We start from the raw sequence: 20,950 nt of genomic DNA on the forward strand, positions 1-20,950 counted from the left end.
GATTGTAATTACATGAATCTCTTACTGATAAGCGTCAGGTTTAAATGAACCAAAGGAGGAATCGTCTTGACTAAACAATTTGATGCTCCATTTATTGCCGTAGAAGGACCCATTGGGGTTGGAAAAACTTCCTTAGCAATCAAATTAAGCAAGTATTATAATTTTCATCTTTTAAAGGAAATTGTCGATGAAAATCCTTTTTTATCTAAATTTTATGAAGATATAGATGAGTGGAGTTTTCAAACTGAAATGTTTTTTCTCTGCAATCGGTTTAAGCAGCTGGAAGACCTTTACAAAAATCATTTGCACGCCGGTTACCCGGTGGTAAGTGATTATCATGTTTTTAAGAATCATCTTTTTGCGAAGCAGACACTTACAGATGAGCATATGGAAAAATACGAAAGAATCTATCATATTCTTACAGATGATCTCCCACGCCCTAATGTAATCATTTTTTTAAATGCAAGTCTGGAAACTCTTTTGAGCAGAATAAAATTACGCGGAAGAGAAATCGAAAAAGGTATCGATCCAGATTATCTTCAGCAGTTATCCTCTGACTACGAACAGTTTATGCGGGACCACAAACATGTATATCCTGAAATTCCAATCGTTACTATAAATGGGGATAATCTTGATTTTGTTGAAAAAGAACATGATTTTCAACGAATTGTTGACCAAGTGGATGAAGCAATGCGGCGTAAAAGAACTCTGCTGTAACTATTATTGACTAATTTAAAATTTGAAGGAGCGGATATTATGACCCCTATTGCTCATAAACTAAAACCAGACTCTTTAATAACTTTAGCCGGTACTGTCGGTGTAGGAAAGTCAACTTTAACAAAAACTCTTGCAGAGACATTGGGCTTTAAAGCTGCTTTTGAAAAAGTAGATGGGAATCCATACTTGGAGGATTACTATCATGATTTTAAAAAGTGGTCTTTCCATTTACAAATGTATTTTTTAGCTGAAAGATTTAAACAACAAAAGCAAATGCATGAAGAGGGCCTTGGATATGTACAGGATCGAAGTATTTATGAAGACGTAGGAATTTTTGCAAAACTGCAGTATGATCAGGGAAATATGACTTCCAGAGATTTCAATACATATCATTCTTTGTTTGAGGCGATGGTAATGAATCCATATTTTCCAAAACCAGATGTTTTGATTTACATTAATGGATCTTTTGAGAGTATCATGGACCGTATCCATAGTCGTGGACGGCAGATGGAAATTGATACTCCTCCAGAATTCTGGAAAGATTTATATAACCGTTACCAGCAATGGATTGAAAATTTTCAGGAGTGTCCGGTATTGCATTTAGATATTGATAACTATGATTGCAACGATCTGGATTCCATGAGAGAGATTATTCGTGCAGTTGAAGCTCTGCAGGCCAGCCCTTCTTCCAAACACGTTATTTATAGATAGGCACAGGAAGGTGGTGCCCGCTTTCACTTATATTAGTAAATAAATATTATATTCTTGTTTTACTTGAGGTATTTTGATCAGTAGTTAGTCATCATCTCTTTCCAGACTGCTATAAAAATGAAAGAAAACCGTTTCAATCTGTTTATGTATACAAAACGGATTGAGGCGGTTTTTTATGACTTCTGCAGTTACAGCAGCGAATGCTATTGCCTGCGCTTCCGGAGAAAACTTCCCAGCATTATAAATGAATTAATACTCCACCTATGTTGCTTATCCAATTGATATCTCTTGTTTCTTTCTAAAAACAAAAAAGAAGCTTCTTATCTGGAATGCGGTAAGAGACAGTGCTCCCACCGGATGCTTTCCGGAGGGAACTTTCTCCTCAAGACGCCTGCGGAATAGAAAGCGTGAAGATTGATGGTTCGTCTCTAACTGCAGACGAACTTTAAAAGCAGGAAGGAAGCCTGCCAAAGTCTTGCATCCAGGAAGATGGTCTTTCTTTGTCTTTCTTTGTCTTACTTGGATTGCTTGGATTAGCTGCATGGCCCTCTGCTTATTTTCAAGGGACAACTGAAGGATTTCTCTGCAGGAAGCGAATAAAAAAGAGCCGCAGGCGTACCTTTCTTATATCAACACCAGCTTTAACAGAGACACTCATGCAGAAAGAAACTGCATCATGAAAGGTGAAAACTAATACTGCTGCGTAACGAAGGAGAGGACACCCAAAGGATCAGCGCCGTTCGAGAATCCATTTTGGTGGACGGTCTTTCCGCCAAAATTAGTCGAGAATAAGCCCTTGGGTAAGCCTCTCCGAAAGTGAAGCAGCAGTATTACTTCTTTTTAGCGAAACTTTTATTTCAAGGCAGCCTAAAGTAAAGCGTAAAAAAAGAACCCTTCTCATAAGAAAGGCTCTTTAATAATTTATCAATATTTTTCATTTTCAAGTCTTTTCAATCGCTTTTTGTATACAACTTTAGAAAGACTGATACTCACTTCATATAAGAAAATTAGTGGTATTATTACGAGTATGTCAGATAAAAAATCCGGTGGAGAAACAAGTACACTTACAATTACAATTACAAAGTAAGCGTATTTTCTGTTTTTATGCATCCCCTGAGGAGTAATGGCTCCAATGGAAGTTAAAAACATTACTACCAGAGGCATTTCAAACAGTACACTAAAAGGTACTGTCATTCTTAAAATAAACTGAAAATATCGATCTGCTGTAAACACTGTTTCAAACGTTCCTGCTCCCAAGTTTAAAAGAAAATCTAATACGAGCGGCAGCACGATGAAATAACCAAATGCCAGCCCTCCTGCAAACAAAATAAAAGAAGCAGGTATATAAAGGCTTGAAGCCCTTTGTTCTTCAGGCGTAAGTCCCGGCTTAACAAAAAGCCAGAGTTGAAAGATAATAACTGGTACCGTTAATGCAAGCGCAGCTACCGCTGCGATACTAAAATAAATTAATATGATATCCAGGGGGCCAAGCACTGCCAGTGCCGTATCTAAATCTCTCGTCAGCCAGGAATAAATATCCTGTACAAATACAAAGGCCAGTATGAACGAAAGTATAAATGTACCAATAATTATTATAAGTCTTTTTCTTAATTCATCTAAATGTTCTACAATTTCCATATTATTTCCTGCAGCCATGAAACCTTCTCCCTCAATCTATTTTATGAGCACAAAAGAGAAGCCAGCTCAAGCTTTTACTTGAGCAAGCTTCCCTTAAATGTTTTGCTTACTGCTGCTTTTTATTGTCTTTCTCGTCGTCCTGAGTCAAGTCCTTCGTAGAATTCCTGAATTCCTTGAGCGTTTCTCCCATCGCTTTCCCAATCTCCGGAAGCTTTTTAGGGCCAAAAATAACTAGCGCAATAACGAGAATTAATATTAAACCTGGAATACCAATACCGCCTAACATAACTTTAACCTCCTTGATCCTGCAAATGGATCGATAACTGGGTACATCATAACACAATTAACGTAATGGTACTAGGAGTAAAAAGTTACAGAACCATGAATTTTCGAATGCTAATAAACATATGCACTTTCAAAAATAACCGTTCCTCAGAGTGGAGACAAATTCGAATACAAAGTATGTAAATATTGTAATGTGAATAGTGTTCTCCATCGCATTCAGGCGGTAACCTGAATGCTTGTTTTCAGCTTCTTCCGGTGACTCTTTTCCTGCTGCAGGCACGCCACATCAGAGCCAAATAAAAATACTTTTCAACACTCTGGTTAGTATTATTTATCCGGCTTAATTTGGAGCTGGAATTGATAGCAGACTTCTTTTTCCTGCGGCCGAAACGACCTTTCTATAAATGTTGCTACTCCATCATTATTTACGAGTATAACAGTGGAACATCTTGTACCGTAATCTTCCATTTCAATAAAAGCAGGAGAAAGTGACCGTTCCAGTTCTAACCCTACCCCCGTATCCGGGAGAACTTTATCAGGCCATTTTTCTTTTTTATACAATGCTGAAAAAAGTGCTTCAATTAATTGATTTTTCGGCAGATCCATAAACGACTCGAAATCTTTTTTCAATTGTGCTGTCTTAGGCCACTCTGTTGATAAATCTGCATTGGAAATTGTATGAATGCCTGTTTCTAACTTAATAAACTTATTCGTTTTGTTTGAAACATAATATAAATCTTTAATTGTGCCATAAAACATATTAAATCCACCAAACTTAAATTTCTTTTCCAGCAGAGAAGTTATCTCTCCTTCTTTCAGCCATAATGGAATCAGCATTCCTCGTGAATATTCTGCCAATCCGTCTTCTTCGGGGGCTCTCACGTTTGTTAACGCACCGATTTTCCCATCCTGTGCAAGACCAAGCCAAGTTCCCCCCTGGGATAAATCCTTTCCTGCTACAAAATTCCCATTCCACCAGTGTGCTGAGGAGGCAGGTCTTTGAATAAACTCATCTCTGTTAGCAGCTAGTATAAACGGAAATGATTCATGAACCTGGAGAGCCGTACCAATAATACACACATGATTCATCTCCCTTTTTAGAATTGGTTTTCTATCACCTTAGATTATTAATTTTTACTTTATTAGAAATTTGAGAAACCGATATTTTTGTAGAATACAAAGCATCATTAACACAGCTGTAGCCATTATTCATCTACGCTGACAAGTATATCAAGAACAGCAGGTAGATGTTTAATAATTTGCTTCATCCTTACAGTTAGTTATTAACAATTAATTGTTAAGTTCATTCTTTCAAAGCTGTGAAAAATTCAACGCCGAGCGATACAATACAATCTCTGAAAAAGACGTGGGCCAATTTCTGTTTTGTTCTTCCTTCTGTAAAGCCAAAGCAGATATAGGCTTCCCATTCGAATCCTTTAACACCAAAAGCGCTGACGAGGTGATTTTAAAAACCCCTACGGAAAAAGAAAGCTTGAAGATCAAAGATTCATTCAGGCCCTTAAACGAACCTTTGAGCTGGAGTATAGCCTGCCATGCTCATGCTCGTAAGCTGGCGGTATATGGTTTGCTCGACGGTCCCTTTTTTAAAAAGTAAAGACTGCTAAAGGGGTTCTCCACGGCAGGTGGATAAAAAGGAGCTGCAAGCGTACTATCCTCCTAACCACTCACGATTTTAACAGAGACACTCATGCAAAATTATTGCACCATGAAATATGAAAATTAATACTACTCTCTAACGAAGGAGAGGATACCCAATAGATGTGCGAAGTTAGAGAATCGATGTTTGCGGACATTCTTTTCACCAAAATTAGTCGAACACAAACCTTTGGGTAAGCCTCTCTGAAAATGAAGAAGTACTATTATTTCTTTTTAGCAAAACTTTTATTAAGGCAGCTTTTTTTATATACCCCCTGACTGCCTGATGTTATAAAATCTTTTAGTTTAAGTCGATTTCAATGAAAAATTTTTGCAAGGTCTGCAGTGTCCTGGACACTAACCGGGTCTTCCTTTGCCTAAGTCTCAGGACGTATCTATATACACCCTAATTATGCAGGACGCTGTGACAATTGTATGGCGGTTAATGAGAGAGTATAATGGGAATGAAACTTATATAAGATAGCAGCGTATATAGAGTATTAATAGAAGAGAATTGGGAGGGGTATATATATGTCTGAACAAAATAACGAGTTTAATAACCCGCAGGAGCAGAACCCTATAAATGAAGACAATAACAATGAAAAACACCAGCCTGTTAACAGTGAAGCGGAAGCTATCGTTTCGGGATTGCGTGATACTTCCAATATTGATAAGATCCTCGATTCCATCGGATCTTTAGGCACAAAAGAACAGGAAAAAGCTGGTGAGTCGCTGGAAGCACTCAAAAGACCAGTGAGTGATATGATGAATGATCCTAATCACAGCCTGCCCGATCAATTGAGCAAACTGAAAGAAGTAGTAGCTGAGCTTGAACCGAACTATTTACAACAGGGAAAGTTCAAACAGTTTTTATCAAAGGTAGCGCGCAAAAGTCCGATAGAAAAATATGCAAGAAAATATCAGTCTGTAGAGTCTGAAGTGGATACGATTATTGAAGCACTGCTTCATGGAAAAGACAAACTGCAGGAAGACACTGTCATGCTTCACCAGTTAAAAGGCGTGGCGCGGGAAAGGATCAGCGGATTAACAGAGCAGATTGAAGTGGGAAAACAATTAAATTCAATGCTGGAAGAAGAACTGAAGAAGCCTGAATGGAAAGATGACCCATCTCCAGTGCAGAAAGGCCAGCAGAAAGTTCTTTCCAGAGTGAAAAACATGCAGCAGGCCGTGCTTGTACTGCAACAGTCTCTTGCTTCGGTAGATATAATAGTAGAAAACAACGATAAGCTTGAAGAGGCAATATTCAACTCTATTACTATGACAAAAAATATAATTACTGTTACTGCTTCCATTCAACTTTCATTAAGTAATCAGCGTCAGGTAATTGATGCAGTACAGAATGTCAATAAATCAACTGAACAAATGCTTTTAAGTAACGCTGAAATGCTGAAAACAAATACAGAACAAACTTTAAAAACTCTGGAAGAGCCAGCTATTGCCCTGGAAACTTTCCGGAAAGCATATGAAGATGTTTATTCTGCAATTGAAATGACAGAGCAGTCCAATGAGCGTATTATTACTTCCAGCAAGAAATTCATTACTGAAATGGATGAACTAAACCAGCAGATGGAGAAAAAACTGCTTGAATAGGAGGGTGAACTGTGGCGGTGATGAATTGGCGGGATAAATTAACTGAACAAAGCTGGCTGCTTCCGTTTCTGCCTAGTTATATGAAACCTCTGGATGAACCCGGCTTAATGAATGAGCATACAAGGGAATTTGTATACGAAGCAGAAGAATTTATATCTGACCTGGCAGCTTTATCCGAGCTGCCCCGGGTAAACAAAACATTTAAACGGAGCATACAGGGATTCACCTACAAAATTAAAATAAAACAGAGAAAAATTCACGTGGAAATGATCGACACGCAAAAATCTGCTTCTGCGATGAAAAAACGCGTATTCATCACAATGTTCAGAAGCCATATTAAACAAGAGTCAGGGACAGGCAAATTAATAGATTCCACTATTTATTTTCAAAAAGATGGGAAAACTCAGGTAAGAAGCGTAAGAAAACATCCTCTGTTTCAGTCTATTTTTTATCACGTGCACAGACTCGACCTGTCAATCGCTGGAGAGCCTCTTCCTAAAGAGCTTCCACAATCTGAGCCCGTCGCGCAAAGTACAAATATGACCATTGCGCAGGAAGCAGCTTCTTTGGTGGATGCTTTGTCAGATGCACAAAAAAGATTCAAGCACCTGGATCATCCACTATTACTGCAACTAGATAAAATGTATGGTTCTATGCAAAAGACTTCTGAAGAATATTCTTTACTCGATGTGGAAGAAAAACATCATCTTAAAAGGATGATTCTGCACGATATTCCCAATCTTCTGCAGACGTACGATTCACTTTCCAATGAACAAAAAAAAGAATCTTATCCCAGAGTGCAGCAGTCTCTTTTAAACATGTTTCAATTTATAGACAAGCAGGCAAACGATCTGCAGGCTACTAGAATGGAGCGGATGGAACATCTATTGCAATTAAATGATTTGCGATATGACCCAAACCTGCCGCGGGAAAATGAAAAGACCTCTACCATGATGCGCAGGCATCAAAAACAGATCGATAACGATTAAGAAAAAGGCTGGACATTCAATTTAAAATGTTCCAGCTCTTTTTAGATCTGCCGCCCGCATTGAAATAATTTTTCTTTTCCCTCCTTTCCACGAACACTCAGTTAATCTCATTTGTTGTCTCCCCTCTTCCCATGATAAGATATGGTAAACAGCCTCTGCAGGCTTATATGGATAGAAAATGAGGGATTTTCATGGATAGAGAAACTGCAAAACAATATGTGAATAAATTCGTAGTAATTAATAAAGGACTATATGGAAAATATGTTGGTGTGCTAAACGAGATTATCAGTGAACCAAAAAAACCATGGTCTGGCAAGATTACAATAAAAGGTATATTATCAACCCCTTTATTAGATAAGACGGAACAAAGTATGCTTCCACTTGCATACGAAAAAGATGAATCCGTCACTGTGAATGGAAGTAAGATAGATATTTATTCCGGTGATTTCAAATTATCCTATCGCGAATCCTTTGCGCAGGCGCTTAAGCGAGAATGGGATCAGGAAAGAGATATTCTTGAGCAGAAGGAAAATCACCTTCTTCTTATTCAGCAGGAACTTAAAAAATGGCAGATGGAACACGTACTGGATCAAGCTTCCTATGTATATTATAAAGTAACTAAAAAAGGAAAAGATCTTTATATTTATGATGAGTTAAAAGAAGATTCACTGCTATTGGATGGTTGTCCATTTGAATTTGAGATCCAAATAGATGCTGAATGGGTATCCGCCTGGTATGATTACGACCTGTTTTTCAGAACGGAAGAAGGAAATCAGCTTAAAGTAGCTGATGGGACAATGCTCCGGTTAAACAAAGAGCAGTTTGATCCTTATAAAATGCTCACAAATGAACTGGAACCTGCTTCTCTACAGGCACTTGAAAAAGGTTTAAAGCAGCTGAATATAGGTCATGAAAACTGTGTTCACTGCCATAACTCACTTTTAATTCAATTACTTGCTCCTCCTGAAGAAAAACAATTTAGCGGGGTTAACTTTATCTCCTATTCTACAGGATCAAATCAAATACTCGTACAGCATCACTACGAAAGAATCATCAAAGAAAAAGCGACGGATTATATTTTTGACCGCTTTGAGTTTACTTCGGATAAAGGCAGCCGCTCGATTGCCAGTTACACGACAGAAGTATCCCAGGATTAATCCAGACTTAAATTATTATAAATGCTTTGAAAAGACCTCGTTCAATGAACGAGGTCTTCTTTATGGAATGGTAAACTGCTTTATGAAAATTAAGATTCAAAGAATCCTTACTAAATATTTTCTTCCGGAAGCAAAGTTTCTGTACTTTCTTCATAAGAATACCATTCCATGTAATTCTCTTTCTGCTGAGAAGAAATATGTTTCAGAGAGAATACTTTCCCTACCACTGTAGTCAGCACTGAAACTTCAATTGTAAAAAGCTGATCTAACCGCTGTAAAGGATTTTGGGAATGCACCATATCCTGGATTCTTCTTTTAGGTAAAAATACTTCTGTCTTGGAAAGCTGTCTCGAACGAATGCATAAATACTCTTTAAAAGATTCAATTCCTGCCGTTTTATACTGAATATACCCTAATGTTCCTCCTGCAATTGGAAAAATGAAAGCAAGCCATCCATAGCTGAAAAAGTAGGTAATTATCCCGGCAGCAATAAACAACGGTACAAATAATTTAATCATGTACCTTCGCATACTTTCTTTCGGCAGAGACTCATAACTTACTTCAAAAGCATATTCCGGTACTAATTCTTCAAGCAGATTCATTACTTCATTTCTTTTACATAGGGGCAGGAGGATCGTCGATAAATCTTCCTCTTTCGTCCCACCTCCAGCACTTTCCACATATACTGCACAGTAGCCAAAAGGCTGCCGCAGTACATTCTGAACAATCCTTACTGCATTTATTCTATTTTCATATAAAGTTAACTGTCTCTGTTCAAGAACACCACGGGAGATATGAATATCTTTTCCCCGCTTTGTAACAGAAAACATTCCGTATTTTAAGACTGTAGAAATTATGGTGAAAATCCATGCAGATATAAGTACTGTTACTAAAAACATTCCTACATAAACAATGCTTGACTGCACAATCCAGCCAATTGCAATATTGATCAGCCAATCAGGGAGAAACTGAGGTACCTGGGAAATAACAGCTGCCATAAAAGTGGCTGCAATCCCTACTCCACTGGATGTAATAGCAGCAATAATCAACCGTTTTGGAGTAAGATCCCATGTAAAAGCTTTGCTGCTCTCTTGTTCCTTTGTCTCTGCTTCCTTATAATCTGATAAAGAAAGACTCTGCGCCATTCCTTCACTTATTTCTCCTAAATATCCTTCTTTTTCCTGAGAAGCCGATTTTCCTTCCAGGAGTTCTTTTTTTATTAATTCAGCATCGTCTCTTTTTAAAGCAATCAGTCTGAATTCAGGTTCACTTCCCCCGCCGGCCGTTTCTATTTTTAACTCGACAAGCCCGAAGATTCTCTGGATCACCTTTGCATTAATGTCGATACTCTGCACTCTGTCTCGGCGGATAAATCTATTTTTCCTGAAAATCAATCCCTGCTTCACCTGTAGTTCGTCTTCTTTTAAGTAGTATTGAAACTTCCACCAGCCGATAAAGCCGCTGATAAGAGATCCGAATAAAATTAAAAGAAAAAAACTGATGAAAAAGATGGAAGACATCCCCTGGGATGTTTGCCCGAAAATAAATACAAGTACCAGAGTTACTATTAACTGTTTTAAGCTGTTTAAAAAAGATATAAAAATTGCGGCGGGATGCTGTCGCTGCCAGTTATTCATCAGGATCAGCTTCTCTCGCAAGTTGTGCAATCTGATCTCTTAATTCATCTGCTACTTCCATTTGCAGACCTGGAATTTCATGCACAGTTGCCGCAGTTGAAATTGTAACACTTGCAAGTTTATAATGGCGCAGAATAGGGCCCTGCCTCGTGTCAACGTGCTGCACCCTGATCATCGGGATAATAACACGTTCTACAATAAAAACTCCCCTCATTAATTCCACTTCATTTTCGTAAACTTTATATTTCCATCGATTCCACTTAAGCGTCTGGATAATAAAGATATCTAAAACAGCAATTACTGCCGCAAACGCAATTAAAGCATATAAAATCCAAAGTGGAAGTTCCCAGATCTGCATAGTACCCCAATAGGCCAGTGGAATTAAAAACAAAAAAACAGATTCAATTACAGCGCTGATTTTCCAAACTGACAATGCTTTTGGGGCAAGTGATTTATCAGGTAAAGACCGCATGCTTACCGCCCCGTTTCTTATTCATCCTCTTCATTAACGTAAATAATTTCAACACCCTGCTCTTTTAAATAAGAAAGCAGTGCATCATTTAATTCTTCGTCCCGCAGCAGTCCGATGGAAGGAGCCAGTTCAAGTTCTTCGAGACCGCCTTTCTCCGCATCAGTCAACAGTTCCAATGCTTCTGACATATTGTTATCTTCCAGACGTCTTACTAATTCATCTCTTGTCATATTTATATCTCCTTATTCATTTTTATCGAAAGCTTCAGACATTTGTTTCCATACTGATCCTTTTGCTTCCTCTCCTTTTTCAATCCTGGCAGAGGCAAGCTTTGCCTGGAGGCTTACTTCAAACTCTGTATCTCCTTCAGCTTGTTTCAGTGCCGGGAGTGCACGCTCATCCCCAAGTTCATATAAAAACATTGCTGCACGCCAGCGGACCAGCTTACTTTTATCTTCTAATGCTTTAATCATTGCATCAATACCTGCTTTACTACCTAAATCCGAAAATGCATCTCCTGCGGTGCGTCTTACTGTGACTGATTTATCTTCCATAGCTTTTTCAAGATAAGGGATTGCCTCATCACTTTCCAGCATACCAAGATACACTACTGCAAGCCGTCTTATAGAAGGTTTTACATCCTTTAATGCTTTTTCCAGAACAGGAAGGTCTTCTAATTTTGGATCCATCTGCTCTAAAAGGGCAAAGCGCTTTTTCCAATCTTCCACATCAAGCATTTCTTCCGTTACCTTCAACCATTTACGAGTTGTCTTCTGCTCCTCCGGAGGCAGTGCAGCTGAAGCAACAAGCTGATCCAGCCTCTCCATGGAATAAGTTGCTTCCAGTTCTTCTGCAACTTCTTTCGCAACATCTGTAAGATCTCCGTATCTGGGCATCTGAGCCACCCATTTTCGCTGCATAACTACATTGTCTTCTGGTTTCGTCGCTGAAGTTACTGCATCTACAAACTTCGGAGATAACGCTTCTCTATGTTCTTCTTCTCCATCAGTAACTTTTACTTGCATTGGAATATCCTTAAACATCTGGACCTGAACTTGAATTTCTCCGAAATGCTCATCTATACTAGCTGTTTCCAGTTCTTCAGACTCTTCGCCGAATACACTCTTCACTTCTGGGAGAATCGTCTGCCAGTCAGCTTTCGGATGACGGTCTACAGCGATAAAATCAGCAACATGATACAGTCCTTTCACTCCTTCAATCGCAAAAATATCTTTTACAAAATCGGGTGCATCGCTTAAATTATCCTGATTATAGTTATTTGCTTTTCCCTGCGGTAAAGCTTCACTTAAAGTAAATTTCATTGTATTTGGACTGGGAGTCGGTTCCACAGCAATAATTTTCATAGTTATTACCCCTTTCTTATGTAACGTTCTCATCGTATCATACTCTTAATAGCGCTTCAAAAGCGCAAAACCTTTTTAACGAAGAAAAGTTTTGTTAAGCTTAATCCATATCTTACTCAAAGCACTGTTGAATCATTGTTTGTAAACGCAGTTTATTTTTGATGCAAGGAACGCAAATTCAAAGTGACACATTACATCAGCAGCGCTTAATTATTAAGGAGGCAATATAATGAAACTTGCAGTTTTTTCAGATGTTCATGGGAATGAAGCAGCACTTCAGGCAGTACTTGAAGATATGGAAGCACAAAATGTCACCGACGTTCTTATGCTGGGAGATATTTCCTACAGAGGACCAAAGCCTAAAGAGTGTCTGGATTTAGTCCGCAGCCGGGCGGATAAAATTGTAAAAGGTAATGCCGACGCGTGGGCAGTCCGCGGAATTAAAGAAGGTGAAGTCCCTCCCGCCGCACTGGAAATGATGCAGGCAGAGCAGATTTTTACCTCTTCTTTACTCAGCACGGAAGATCTGCGTTTTCTGGATGAACTGCCTGCTACTTTAGAAATTCCTTTAACTAACAAACGTCAGTTATTTGCTTGTCATGCGACCCCCTCAAGCTTATTTGATGTAATAACTGATGAAAGCAAAAATGAGGAATTCTCAACTTTTATTGATGCAGATCCTCGAGCTGAATTTTTTACTTACGGACACATCCATTTAAGTCATTTCAGGCATATTGATGGAAGAAAAATATTTAATCCAGGCAGTGTAGGGCTCCCTTTTGATGGTGATCCGAGGGCTTCATATACTATTTTAACGAGAGAAAATGATATTCATATGCAGTTCAGAAGAGTTGCTTATGATACTGAAAGAGCGGTAAGAGACCTGCACGAGACTGGGTATCCTGAAGCTGCTGTTTCACTGCTGACACACATTTACCGTTATGGGAAAAGACCTTAATTTGTCATAACATTGGCAATGGCAGGCATCATTTCCTGAATTGAAGCTTTATCGTGAAATTTCGCTTCCAGTTCTCCATTTTTATTCAGCACGACTGTAGTTGGTACAGTCATACATTGATATTTATCATATGTTTTCTGCCCGTCATCCTGTAAAGAAAGGAACGGGTATTCTTTTTCTTCATAGTGCTTTAAACCCGCATCCTTCTCTGCTTCTCTTCCAGGAACGTTTATCATTACTACTTCCAGTGCACTTGTGTTCATAGCATCATATAATGCTCTTTTGGCTTCAAGGTCCCTATTACAGTCGGGGCACCAAGAAACCCAGAAAGTTAATAGTATTGGTTTACCTTTAAAATCTTCCAGTGTATAAGTTTTTTCACCATGAATATCCTGTAATTTAAAATCGGGAGCTGCCATTATTCATCACCTCTTAAGAATTTATAAACTTTCGTAACGTTTTCAAATGCATATAATTTATTTGTTATAACCCCGTTTTCCAGTTTTATTAAACAAGGTACACTTTCAATTCTCCACTTTTCAGCTGCTTCAGGCAAATAATTAATATCCTGCTCTAATACTTCCGGCATTTCAGGTACTTCTTTTAACACTGTCAGATAGGACTTTGCCAGCGCACATGTTCCACAGGCAGGAGTATAAAAATATATTGCAGCCTGCGCCTTTCCAGCTGTAAAGTTATCAATCTCTTCCATCAGCTTCTCACTCCATTTCCCTTATCACCGCTCTTACTGGAGACCCATCTGCGCCTTTAATCGGAAGAGGCAGCGCCATAAATTCGTATAACCCCGGGTTCACATGTTGAAGACGTAGTCCTTCCAGAATATATATGTGATGGGTATTAAAGGCATGATGTGCCGGCAGATCTTTACTTGTTAAAGGGTCTACTGAAGGGCCATCTGTGCCGATCATTTGAATGCCATTCTTTGAGAGCAGCTCTGCAGCCTCTTTTGTAAAAGAGGGATAAGAATCATAATCATGCTCCTGCTCAGTTGTTTTAAAAATAAGTATCGTAGTTTCAAAAGGCAGCAATCCAGCAACTGTATGATAATCTATTTGTTTTACCCCTTCTAAATTAACAATTTCTGCAATACCTGACAAGCGGTTTATATCCATTTTCTCTATAGAGATCCCGTTATCATCATAGTGGAAGGGGGCATCTATATGCGTTCCTGTGTGAGAACTCATTGTGATTTTTCCAGTATTCACAGAGTCTCCTTCTGAAATTTTTAATGTTTTATGATACTGAAACTCTACATCTCCAGGCCAAACATTCATTCCGATTTTTAATTCCTGTGAAATATCAATCCACATAACTGCCCTCCTGAAAAGTATTAAGAATCAAGAAAAGATGCCTACCAGTAATGCGGAGGCATCTAAAACTTTTAATCGTTCAAATTACGCTGGCGTGCATCCTGCTCTTCAGACCAGTCAAATAAAATTCTTGCCATTTCATCTACGTCTGTAGGTAATTTATAACCTATCAGAAACTCTTTTCTCTCATTTTCATTCATTCTTAAATACATATTTTTCAATTCCTGACTGGCATGAGATACTTCTACTAATTTCTTTCTGCTTGATTGTAAATCCATAGTTTATCCCTCCTGTAGAAACTTACCCTGCATAATACAATTTTAACCGTCATTTTTTCCTGTTACTTCTGCTCCGAGCGTGTCTTTAAAATGGTTAAGCGCCCATTCATGCCCCTCAGGATTAAAGCTTTCTACGGCATCTCTGTGAACAACGATCTGAAAACCTTTATTATAAGCATCAACAGCAGTATGAAGTATACATATATCTGTACAGACTCCGATCAAATGCAGTTTCGTAATGTTGCGTTCTCTCAGTTTCAGCTCAAGGTTTGTACCGGCAAATGCACTGTATCTGGTTTTATCCATCCACACATACGGTTCATCTCTTAAATTATCAATATAATCTCCCAGTACGCCATACAGCTTTCTTCCTTTAGTGCCTAAAAGATTATGCGGAGGAAATAATTTTGATTCCGGATGGTAGTTATCCCCTTCTTCGTGTGCATCAATTGCGAAAACAATATATTGTTTTTTATCAATAAATTCTTTTGTTATTTCTGTCACTCTTTCCTGAATAGACTGTCCACGTTCACCACAGGTTAATTTCCCATTCTCGGCAACAAAATCATTTGTATAATCTATGACCAGCAAGGCTTCCATATTCATGAATCCCCCTTTAAATTGTTAAATTAAGTATAGCATATACAAAGATCAATTTTTCCTTTCTTACCCTCCCCCGATACTTCCGCCATATTCCCGGGTTAACATGGCATACGTTTCCAAAGTTTGTCTCAGCATGTTTTTAGTATATAATCAGAAGGAAAGTACTCGATAATGAAAGGAATGATCTCATGCAGATTAAGTACAATATTATTCCAAAACACAAAGTTACCGTTTGTAGAGAATCCAATACCCTTGCTGAATCTTTAGCAATATTAGAACAGAGCGGCTACCGGTGTGTTCCGATTCTTTCAGATGATGAAAAAGTTTTTAAAGGAAATATTTATGCCCAGGTAGTTTACAGGGCCCTATGGAAAAATGATGCAGCAGAAAGCGATAATATTATGAAACTTGCAGAAGACAGTGATGTTTCAATAGAAGAAACTGCTTCATTTTTCAGGATTTTTTCAAGTATTAAAAAATATCCCTACCTCCCCGTTCAGGATGAAGACGGATTATTTTCCGGTATTCTGACACACGCAAATGTTATGGCCATTCTCGAAGATTCCTGGGGTGTGGCACAAGGCAATTACACTCTTACAGTTTCCACACACGAATACCAGGGGGCACTCAGCTCTATTATGACCAGCATAAAAAGGTTTACACCTATACATAGTATGATGACTCTGGATAATGACAGTACTTTTTTTAGAAGGGTTATTATTACTCTTCCGAAAGAGATACAGGCGGAAACTTTAAAAAAGATGATTGCTCAGCTTGAAGGAGACGGCTTTCGGGTTTTCGATGTAGAAAAAATTTAAGGTTCATACGCATTTCAACACCTGTTATGCTTTTTTCTTCCCGGTCTCAGCGGATGTTTGCGATACGAGTTGAGCTTTGCCGTGCTCTTCCAGCGTTTGGATGCAGCTTTACAGGGGCAGAAAGTGATAGTTTAAATGCAAAGATGCTCAAGATTTTTCACAATAAGACACTGCAGGCCCGCTTAAAGTTTTAAGCGGGCCTGCAGTGTCTTATTATTCAGATTGATTTTCCCTGCCTATTGCATCTATCTTCCATTCGTCGTTTTTTCTCATTAAATAATAATATCTTGTCTGTTCTTCTTCTACACTCTCCCCTCCAGCAGTGGTGGAAAAAACCCCTTCTAATCGTACACGTTCTTCCCCAAACTCATTTTCTTCCGGATAAATAGAGTGCAGTTCTTCCAGGGCTTCTACACTTCTGCTTGATACAAGCTGCTGGTGCTGACGCCTTTCTGTATGATACCCGTGAGTATTTAAAACATAATATGGTTCAAGTACGGAAAAACTCTGTACTTCCAAGCTTTCTTCCCACGCTGAAATGTACTCTAGAATGAATTCTTCCTCTTCTTCTGCTCCTGCCCTATCAACTTCTTCCCACACACCTTCTTCTCCACAAGCTGTCAATACGAAAGCAGCGATCAGAAGTATTAACGCTTTACGCATGAATCCTCTTCCCTTCATTCCTGTTTATTTTCCTCTTCGATAGCCTGCAGTACCATGGAGAGCGTATATTCTATTGATTTATATTGTTCATTGAATCTCTTTTTTTTCGTATCTTTTTGAAAACAAGTTACTGATACCATTTCGAAATTTTCCGCCAGCTGGTCTATCTGCTGAGGATGGACATACGCAGGTTTTGCTCTTTCCAAAAAACGCAGAATATGAGAAACAGTTTCTTCTAACTTTTCTCTTACGCAGTCTGCAAATGGTTTTACATCTTCATAAAAATCAGCTTCATCCTCTCCAAGTCTGTATTTATGAAAATTATGATAAGCCTCTTCATTTAAAGCTCTCAGTTCATTAATCTGTCTCTTTAACTGCACGATTTGAATTGCCATATCTTCACCCCACGCAGTATTGTATCAGATTCCTTCTCCTTTCGCGAATAAGACGGGTGCCCTATTTCCGTTTTGCACAGTTATGATATGATAGATTGATGATTCCTGCAGATAGGAGGGAAAATATGCCGATACGTTATCCTAACGGAAAAAAATTTATTCAAAAGCGTATCCCGGACAAGAAAAAAAGCGACTATAAAAAAGATGATAGTTTCAGTAACCGCGGAATGAGTTTTGAGGATGATATTCAGGAGTCTAATGAATATTACCGGGTTCACGAAAAAGCAGTGATTCATAAAAAGCCCACCCCTCTGCAGATAGTGAATGTCCACTATCCCCACCGCAGTGCTGCAGTGGTTACAGAAGCTTATTTTCAAAAGCCTTCTACTACGGACTTCAACGGGGTGTATAAAGGACTTTATATAGATTTCGAAGCGAAAGAAACTAGGAATAAAACAAGTTTTCCTTTAAAAAATTTCCATGCACACCAGATTGAACATATGAAATCTGTATTGAGTCAGCAGGGAATAGTGTTTGTGCTGCTTCATTTTCGAATACATCAGGAAATATACCTTGTGCCCGGATCCTGTTTTATAGAATGGTTTGATAACAAAGATCAGGCAAGAAAGTCGATTCCAAAAAAAGAGATTGAAAAAAATGGTATCCCGGTTTCCACCGGTTATTTACCGAAAATTGATTATTTAGCCGCTTTAGATAAATGGCTGCATAATCAATAAGTATACAGGGGGAGAAAGGAAGATGAACTATGGCAGATCATCTGTCACGTCAAGCAAGGAAAAGCAGTAAGAAGCCGGCACCAAAGAAAAAGAATACTTCAGCCAAAGGAAGCGGCTGGATTAAGAAAACTTTTATGATATTACTTATTTTACTCTTTGCAGGCATTGTTGCAGGGGGCATTACGGCATTCGCTATTATTCGGGACGCACCTGAGTTAGATCACGATATGCTGACCCTTTCGCAGAATCCGGAGATCCTGGACATGAATGATGAGGTTGTCACTACTCTTGAATCAATTGAAAATAGAAGATCGACGAATATTGATGACGTACCTGAAGTAATGGTAGATGCGGTCCTCTCTATTGAGGATGCCCGATTTTATGATCATTTTGGGATAGATATCAGAAGACTCGGGGGTGCAATAGTAGCAAATGTCAGAAGCGGTTTTGGCAGTGAAGGAGCAAGCACAATTACACAGCAGGTAGTTAAAAACCTGTTCTTTGACTTTGATAAAACTATTACAAGAAAACTGCAGGAACAGTACTTAGCGGTTCAGCTGGAGCAGAATTACACGAAAAATCAAATACTTGAAATGTATTTAAATGCAATTTACTTTTCAGATGGACGTTATGGAATTGTAGAAGCTTCAAATTATTACTTCAGTAAAGATTTGTCAGAACTTGAAATAGAAGACGCTGCGTTACTGGCAGGTATCCCCCAGCGTCCAAATGCACACAATCCTTACAATAATCCAGACCTTGCAGAAAACAGAAGAAATACGGTAATTGATAGAATGGTTCATTATGGAAAAATAACTGCAGAAGAGGGCGAACAGGCAAAGAGTGTTCCAGTAGAAGATCAGCTGCAGAGATCAGAGCGCGAAACAAATGCCTATCAGTCTTATATTGATCAGGTTCTTAGTGAAGTAGAAGAAATCGACGGTATCGAGTCAAGTGACATTTATACCGGCGGCTTAAAGATATATACAAATCTTGATCAAAACCTGCAGGAGCATGTGGAAAGTGTAATGCAGACGGATGAATACATTCAATTTCCTGATGAGTTTATGCAGGCAGGGATAACTTTAATGGATACAGACTCTGGGCAGGTCCGGGCCATCGGCGGGATGAGAGAAGCAGCGGAAGGCGTCCGGATGTGGAACTGGGCGACAAACCCTTCCCGTCAGGCAGGCTCTACCAGCAAACCTATTTTTGCCTACGGTCCGGCAATTGACAATGAACAATGGTCCACAGGGCATCTCCTTACTGATGAAGAATACACGTATAACGATGAGGATCAGACACCGGTAAGAAATTTTTCCCGTGATTTCCGCGGGGATATAACGATCAGAGAAGCATTAAGAGATTCTCTTAACGTCCCTGCTGTTAAAGCAATTCACGAAGTTGGAGTGGATACTGCAGGAGATTTCGCTCGAGGACTTGGCATACCAGTTGATACACCGCAGGAGTCATTTGCTCTTGGGGCAAATGAGGTTTCATCCTATGAAATGGCAGGTGCTTACGGGGCTTTCGGTAATAACGGTTTGTACAATGAACCGCATACTGTAAGAAAAGTAGAATTCCCGGATGGACAGGTAATTGATTTGACGCCGGAAGAAACGCAGGCAATGAATGATTACACTGCATTTATGGTATCCGACATTCTGAAAGATGTTATCACAAATGGCACTGCTGCAAGACTGCAGATGGGGAATTTCGAAGTAGCCGGGAAGACCGGATCTACAAATTTTCAGCCGGAAGACCGGGAAACATTTGGTATTCCTGCGGACGCAGATGCAATACCTGATGCCTGGTTTGTAGGTTATTCTACTGAACTTACTGCTTCTATCTGGACCGGATATCCATCGGCAAATGAAGGATATATTGATAGAAACAACAATGAACATCATATATCACAGGATATTTTCCAGGAAGTAATGAACTATGCGCACGAAGGTTTAAGCGCTTCTCCCTTCCTCCAGCCTGATTCGGTAGTTGAAGTCGCAATAGAAGAGTCGACCGGACTGCTCCCAAGTTCAAATACTCCTCAAAGTGAAATTATCACGGAGTATTTTGTCAGAGGCACGGAGCCAGGCACTGTGTCAGAGGAATTTGAAATTGAAGAAGCTTCTGAAATCTCCAATCTTTCTGCTTCTTATGATGAAAATTCAGATTCAATTAATGCTTCCTGGAGCTTTCCTGAAGAAGAATTAAGTGCTTACAGCTTCCAAATTGATGTAGCTGAAGGAAGCGGTGCCGAATTTTCCACGGTTTCCACCTCAAAAGAAATGTCATACAGCATTTCAAGCCCAGCGGCAGGTGAAACCTATACGTTCAGAGTAACTCCAGTGGCAGATAACAGTGATGAATCTGGAGAGGCAGCTACAGTAAGCGTAACTGTTCCTGAAGAAGAAGAAGAAATTGAAGAAAATGAAAATGAAATAAATGAAGAAGAAAACAATGAATTAAATGAAAATGATGAAGCACTTAACGAAAATGAAGAAACAGATAATAATGAAGAGAACAGTAATGAAAATCTGGAAGAAACAAATGAATCCGAAGAAAATACTGAAGCACCTGCCGAGGAGAATACAGAACAGCCTGAAGAAAATGATACAGAGAATAACCAGCCTGCTGATACTCCTCAAAATGAACCAGCGGAGGAACCAGTGAATAATAACGAAGGACCTGAAGGAGCAGAAAATACGAACAACTCCGGAGATAACAACGAAGTAGAAACCAGCAGTATAAACGAGTCTAATGGTTCTCAAAACAACAGTGATTAAAAAATGAATTATGAGCTCCCTTAATTATGTTAAGGGAGCTCGGGCTATTAGAAAAGAACCTATGGAGAAGTTACGCTTCTATGTTTATCGTTGAAGAAGCGCATTTCCTAGGGAACTTCTCCTCGCAGAGTTAGCCTTCTGCGA

Annotated in this window: 23 protein-coding genes; 9 read left to right on the plus strand and 14 right to left on the minus strand. The window is 39.0% G+C overall.

What is annotated here, in order from left to right; genetic code table 11:
• Positions 1 to 66 precede the first annotated feature (66 nt).
• Together BLP92_RS02825 and BLP92_RS02830 are read left to right on the plus strand one after the other, a co-directional pair.
• Positions 67 to 717 carry a deoxynucleoside kinase gene (locus tag BLP92_RS02825; protein ID WP_090840367.1) on the plus strand — a complete coding sequence of 217 codons (651 nt, stop codon included), beginning with the start codon at positions 67 to 69 and terminating at the stop codon, positions 715 to 717.
• 39 nt (positions 718 to 756) lie between these two features.
• Complete coding sequence (locus tag BLP92_RS02830) at positions 757 to 1,428, plus strand: deoxynucleoside kinase (RefSeq protein ID WP_090840369.1); 672 nt, start codon at positions 757 to 759, stop codon at positions 1,426 to 1,428.
• Between the two features lie 924 nt (positions 1,429 to 2,352).
• Here BLP92_RS02830 and tatC read toward each other — a convergent pair.
• From tatC to BLP92_RS02850, 3 genes are all read right to left on the minus strand, one after another.
• Positions 2,353 to 3,084 (minus strand): twin-arginine translocase subunit TatC, encoded by a 732-nt coding sequence (gene tatC / locus BLP92_RS02840; protein ID WP_244516630.1) that lies wholly within the window; start codon positions 3,082 to 3,084, stop codon positions 2,353 to 2,355.
• An 88-nt stretch (positions 3,085 to 3,172) separates the two neighbouring features.
• A complete protein-coding gene (locus BLP92_RS02845) occupies positions 3,173 to 3,352 on the minus strand; it encodes a twin-arginine translocase TatA/TatE family subunit (protein ID WP_090840373.1) in 180 nt (59 codons plus the stop codon).
• A 326-nt stretch (positions 3,353 to 3,678) separates the two neighbouring features.
• The gene (locus BLP92_RS02850) at positions 3,679 to 4,431 is read right to left on the minus strand and encodes an NRDE family protein (RefSeq protein WP_175444158.1); all 753 of its coding nucleotides are present in this window, start codon (positions 4,429 to 4,431) and stop codon (positions 3,679 to 3,681) included.
• 1,107 nt (positions 4,432 to 5,538) lie between these two features.
• Here BLP92_RS02850 and BLP92_RS02855 point away from each other — a divergent pair.
• From BLP92_RS02855 to BLP92_RS02865, 3 genes are all read left to right on the plus strand, one after another.
• A complete protein-coding gene (locus BLP92_RS02855; protein WP_090840376.1) occupies positions 5,539 to 6,618 on the plus strand; it encodes a toxic anion resistance protein in 1,080 nt (359 codons plus the stop codon).
• An 11-nt stretch (positions 6,619 to 6,629) separates the two neighbouring features.
• The gene (locus BLP92_RS02860; protein ID WP_090840378.1) at positions 6,630 to 7,607 is read left to right on the plus strand and encodes a hypothetical protein; all 978 of its coding nucleotides are present in this window, start codon (positions 6,630 to 6,632) and stop codon (positions 7,605 to 7,607) included.
• A 191-nt stretch (positions 7,608 to 7,798) separates the two neighbouring features.
• The gene (locus BLP92_RS02865) at positions 7,799 to 8,764 is read left to right on the plus strand and encodes a DUF2777 family protein (protein WP_090840380.1); all 966 of its coding nucleotides are present in this window, start codon (positions 7,799 to 7,801) and stop codon (positions 8,762 to 8,764) included.
• 110 nt (positions 8,765 to 8,874) lie between these two features.
• Here the strand turns inward: BLP92_RS02865 and BLP92_RS02870 are convergent, their stop codons facing one another.
• From BLP92_RS02870 to BLP92_RS02885, 4 genes are read right to left on the minus strand one after another with little or no spacing between them, the layout of a single operon-like run.
• Positions 8,875 to 10,401 (minus strand): PH domain-containing protein, encoded by a 1,527-nt coding sequence (locus BLP92_RS02870; protein WP_090840381.1) that lies wholly within the window; start codon positions 10,399 to 10,401, stop codon positions 8,875 to 8,877.
• Positions 10,394 to 10,873, minus strand: coding sequence for a PH domain-containing protein (locus BLP92_RS02875; protein WP_090840382.1), 480 nt, complete (start codon positions 10,871 to 10,873; stop codon positions 10,394 to 10,396). Before BLP92_RS02875 ends, BLP92_RS02870 begins: the two co-directional genes overlap by 8 nt.
• Before the next feature lie 17 nt (positions 10,874 to 10,890).
• Positions 10,891 to 11,103, minus strand: coding sequence for a hypothetical protein (locus BLP92_RS02880; protein ID WP_090840384.1), 213 nt, complete (start codon positions 11,101 to 11,103; stop codon positions 10,891 to 10,893).
• 12 nt (positions 11,104 to 11,115) lie between these two features.
• Entirely contained in the window at positions 11,116 to 12,237 is a 1,122-nt protein-coding gene (locus BLP92_RS02885; RefSeq protein ID WP_090840385.1) for a conserved virulence factor C family protein, read from the minus strand.
• A gap of 229 nt (positions 12,238 to 12,466) precedes the next feature.
• Here BLP92_RS02885 and BLP92_RS02890 point away from each other — a divergent pair, with 229 nt between their 5' ends.
• On the plus strand, positions 12,467 to 13,195 hold the full coding sequence (locus BLP92_RS02890) for a metallophosphoesterase family protein (protein WP_090840387.1): 729 nt from the start codon (positions 12,467 to 12,469) through the stop codon (positions 13,193 to 13,195).
• Here the strand turns inward: BLP92_RS02890 and BLP92_RS02895 are convergent.
• The 5 genes from BLP92_RS02895 to BLP92_RS02915 all read right to left on the minus strand — a co-directional run bounded on the left by BLP92_RS02895 (position 13,192) and on the right by BLP92_RS02915 (position 15,404).
• The gene (locus BLP92_RS02895; protein WP_090840389.1) at positions 13,192 to 13,614 is read right to left on the minus strand and encodes a TlpA family protein disulfide reductase; all 423 of its coding nucleotides are present in this window, start codon (positions 13,612 to 13,614) and stop codon (positions 13,192 to 13,194) included. The genes BLP92_RS02890 and BLP92_RS02895 overlap by 4 nt on opposite strands.
• Complete coding sequence (locus tag BLP92_RS02900; RefSeq protein WP_090840391.1) at positions 13,614 to 13,907, minus strand: thioredoxin family protein; 294 nt, start codon at positions 13,905 to 13,907, stop codon at positions 13,614 to 13,616. The genes BLP92_RS02895 and BLP92_RS02900 overlap by 1 nt, the downstream gene beginning before the upstream one ends.
• 7 nt (positions 13,908 to 13,914) lie before the next feature.
• Positions 13,915 to 14,526, minus strand: a complete 612-nt coding sequence (locus BLP92_RS02905; RefSeq protein WP_090840393.1) for a cyclase family protein — start codon at positions 14,524 to 14,526, stop codon at positions 13,915 to 13,917.
• A 71-nt stretch (positions 14,527 to 14,597) separates the two neighbouring features.
• On the minus strand, positions 14,598 to 14,804 hold the full coding sequence (locus BLP92_RS02910) for a hypothetical protein (RefSeq protein WP_090840394.1): 207 nt from the start codon (positions 14,802 to 14,804) through the stop codon (positions 14,598 to 14,600).
• 42 nt (positions 14,805 to 14,846) lie between these two features.
• Complete coding sequence (locus BLP92_RS02915) at positions 14,847 to 15,404, minus strand: cysteine hydrolase family protein (protein WP_425284403.1); 558 nt, start codon at positions 15,402 to 15,404, stop codon at positions 14,847 to 14,849.
• Between the two features lie 191 nt (positions 15,405 to 15,595).
• Between BLP92_RS02915 and cbpA the strand changes: the two genes are divergently transcribed.
• On the plus strand, positions 15,596 to 16,225 hold the full coding sequence (gene cbpA / locus BLP92_RS02920) for a cyclic di-AMP binding protein CbpA (protein ID WP_090840398.1): 630 nt from the start codon (positions 15,596 to 15,598) through the stop codon (positions 16,223 to 16,225).
• 213 nt (positions 16,226 to 16,438) lie between these two features.
• Here cbpA and BLP92_RS02925 read toward each other — a convergent pair whose 3' ends face one another.
• Positions 16,439 to 16,888: a hypothetical protein gene (locus BLP92_RS02925; RefSeq protein ID WP_139148909.1), complete on the minus strand. Its 450-nt coding sequence runs from the start codon at positions 16,886 to 16,888 to the stop codon at positions 16,439 to 16,441.
• Between the two features lie 14 nt (positions 16,889 to 16,902).
• The gene (locus tag BLP92_RS02930; protein WP_090840402.1) at positions 16,903 to 17,283 is read right to left on the minus strand and encodes a YppE family protein; all 381 of its coding nucleotides are present in this window, start codon (positions 17,281 to 17,283) and stop codon (positions 16,903 to 16,905) included.
• Between the two features lie 125 nt (positions 17,284 to 17,408).
• On the opposite strand from BLP92_RS02930, the gene recU reads away from it, so the two are divergent.
• Both recU and BLP92_RS02940 read left to right on the plus strand, forming a co-directional pair.
• Positions 17,409 to 18,020 (plus strand): Holliday junction resolvase RecU, encoded by a 612-nt coding sequence (recU, locus tag BLP92_RS02935; RefSeq protein WP_090840404.1) that lies wholly within the window; start codon positions 17,409 to 17,411, stop codon positions 18,018 to 18,020.
• Between the two features lie 29 nt (positions 18,021 to 18,049).
• Positions 18,050 to 20,806: a transglycosylase domain-containing protein gene (locus BLP92_RS02940; RefSeq protein ID WP_090840408.1), complete on the plus strand. Its 2,757-nt coding sequence runs from the start codon at positions 18,050 to 18,052 to the stop codon at positions 20,804 to 20,806.
• Positions 20,807 to 20,950 lie beyond the last annotated feature (144 nt).

It is taken from the genome of Alkalicoccus daliensis, assembly GCF_900103955.1.
Lineage (GTDB): Bacteria > Bacillota > Bacilli > Bacillales > Salisediminibacteriaceae > Alkalicoccus > Alkalicoccus daliensis.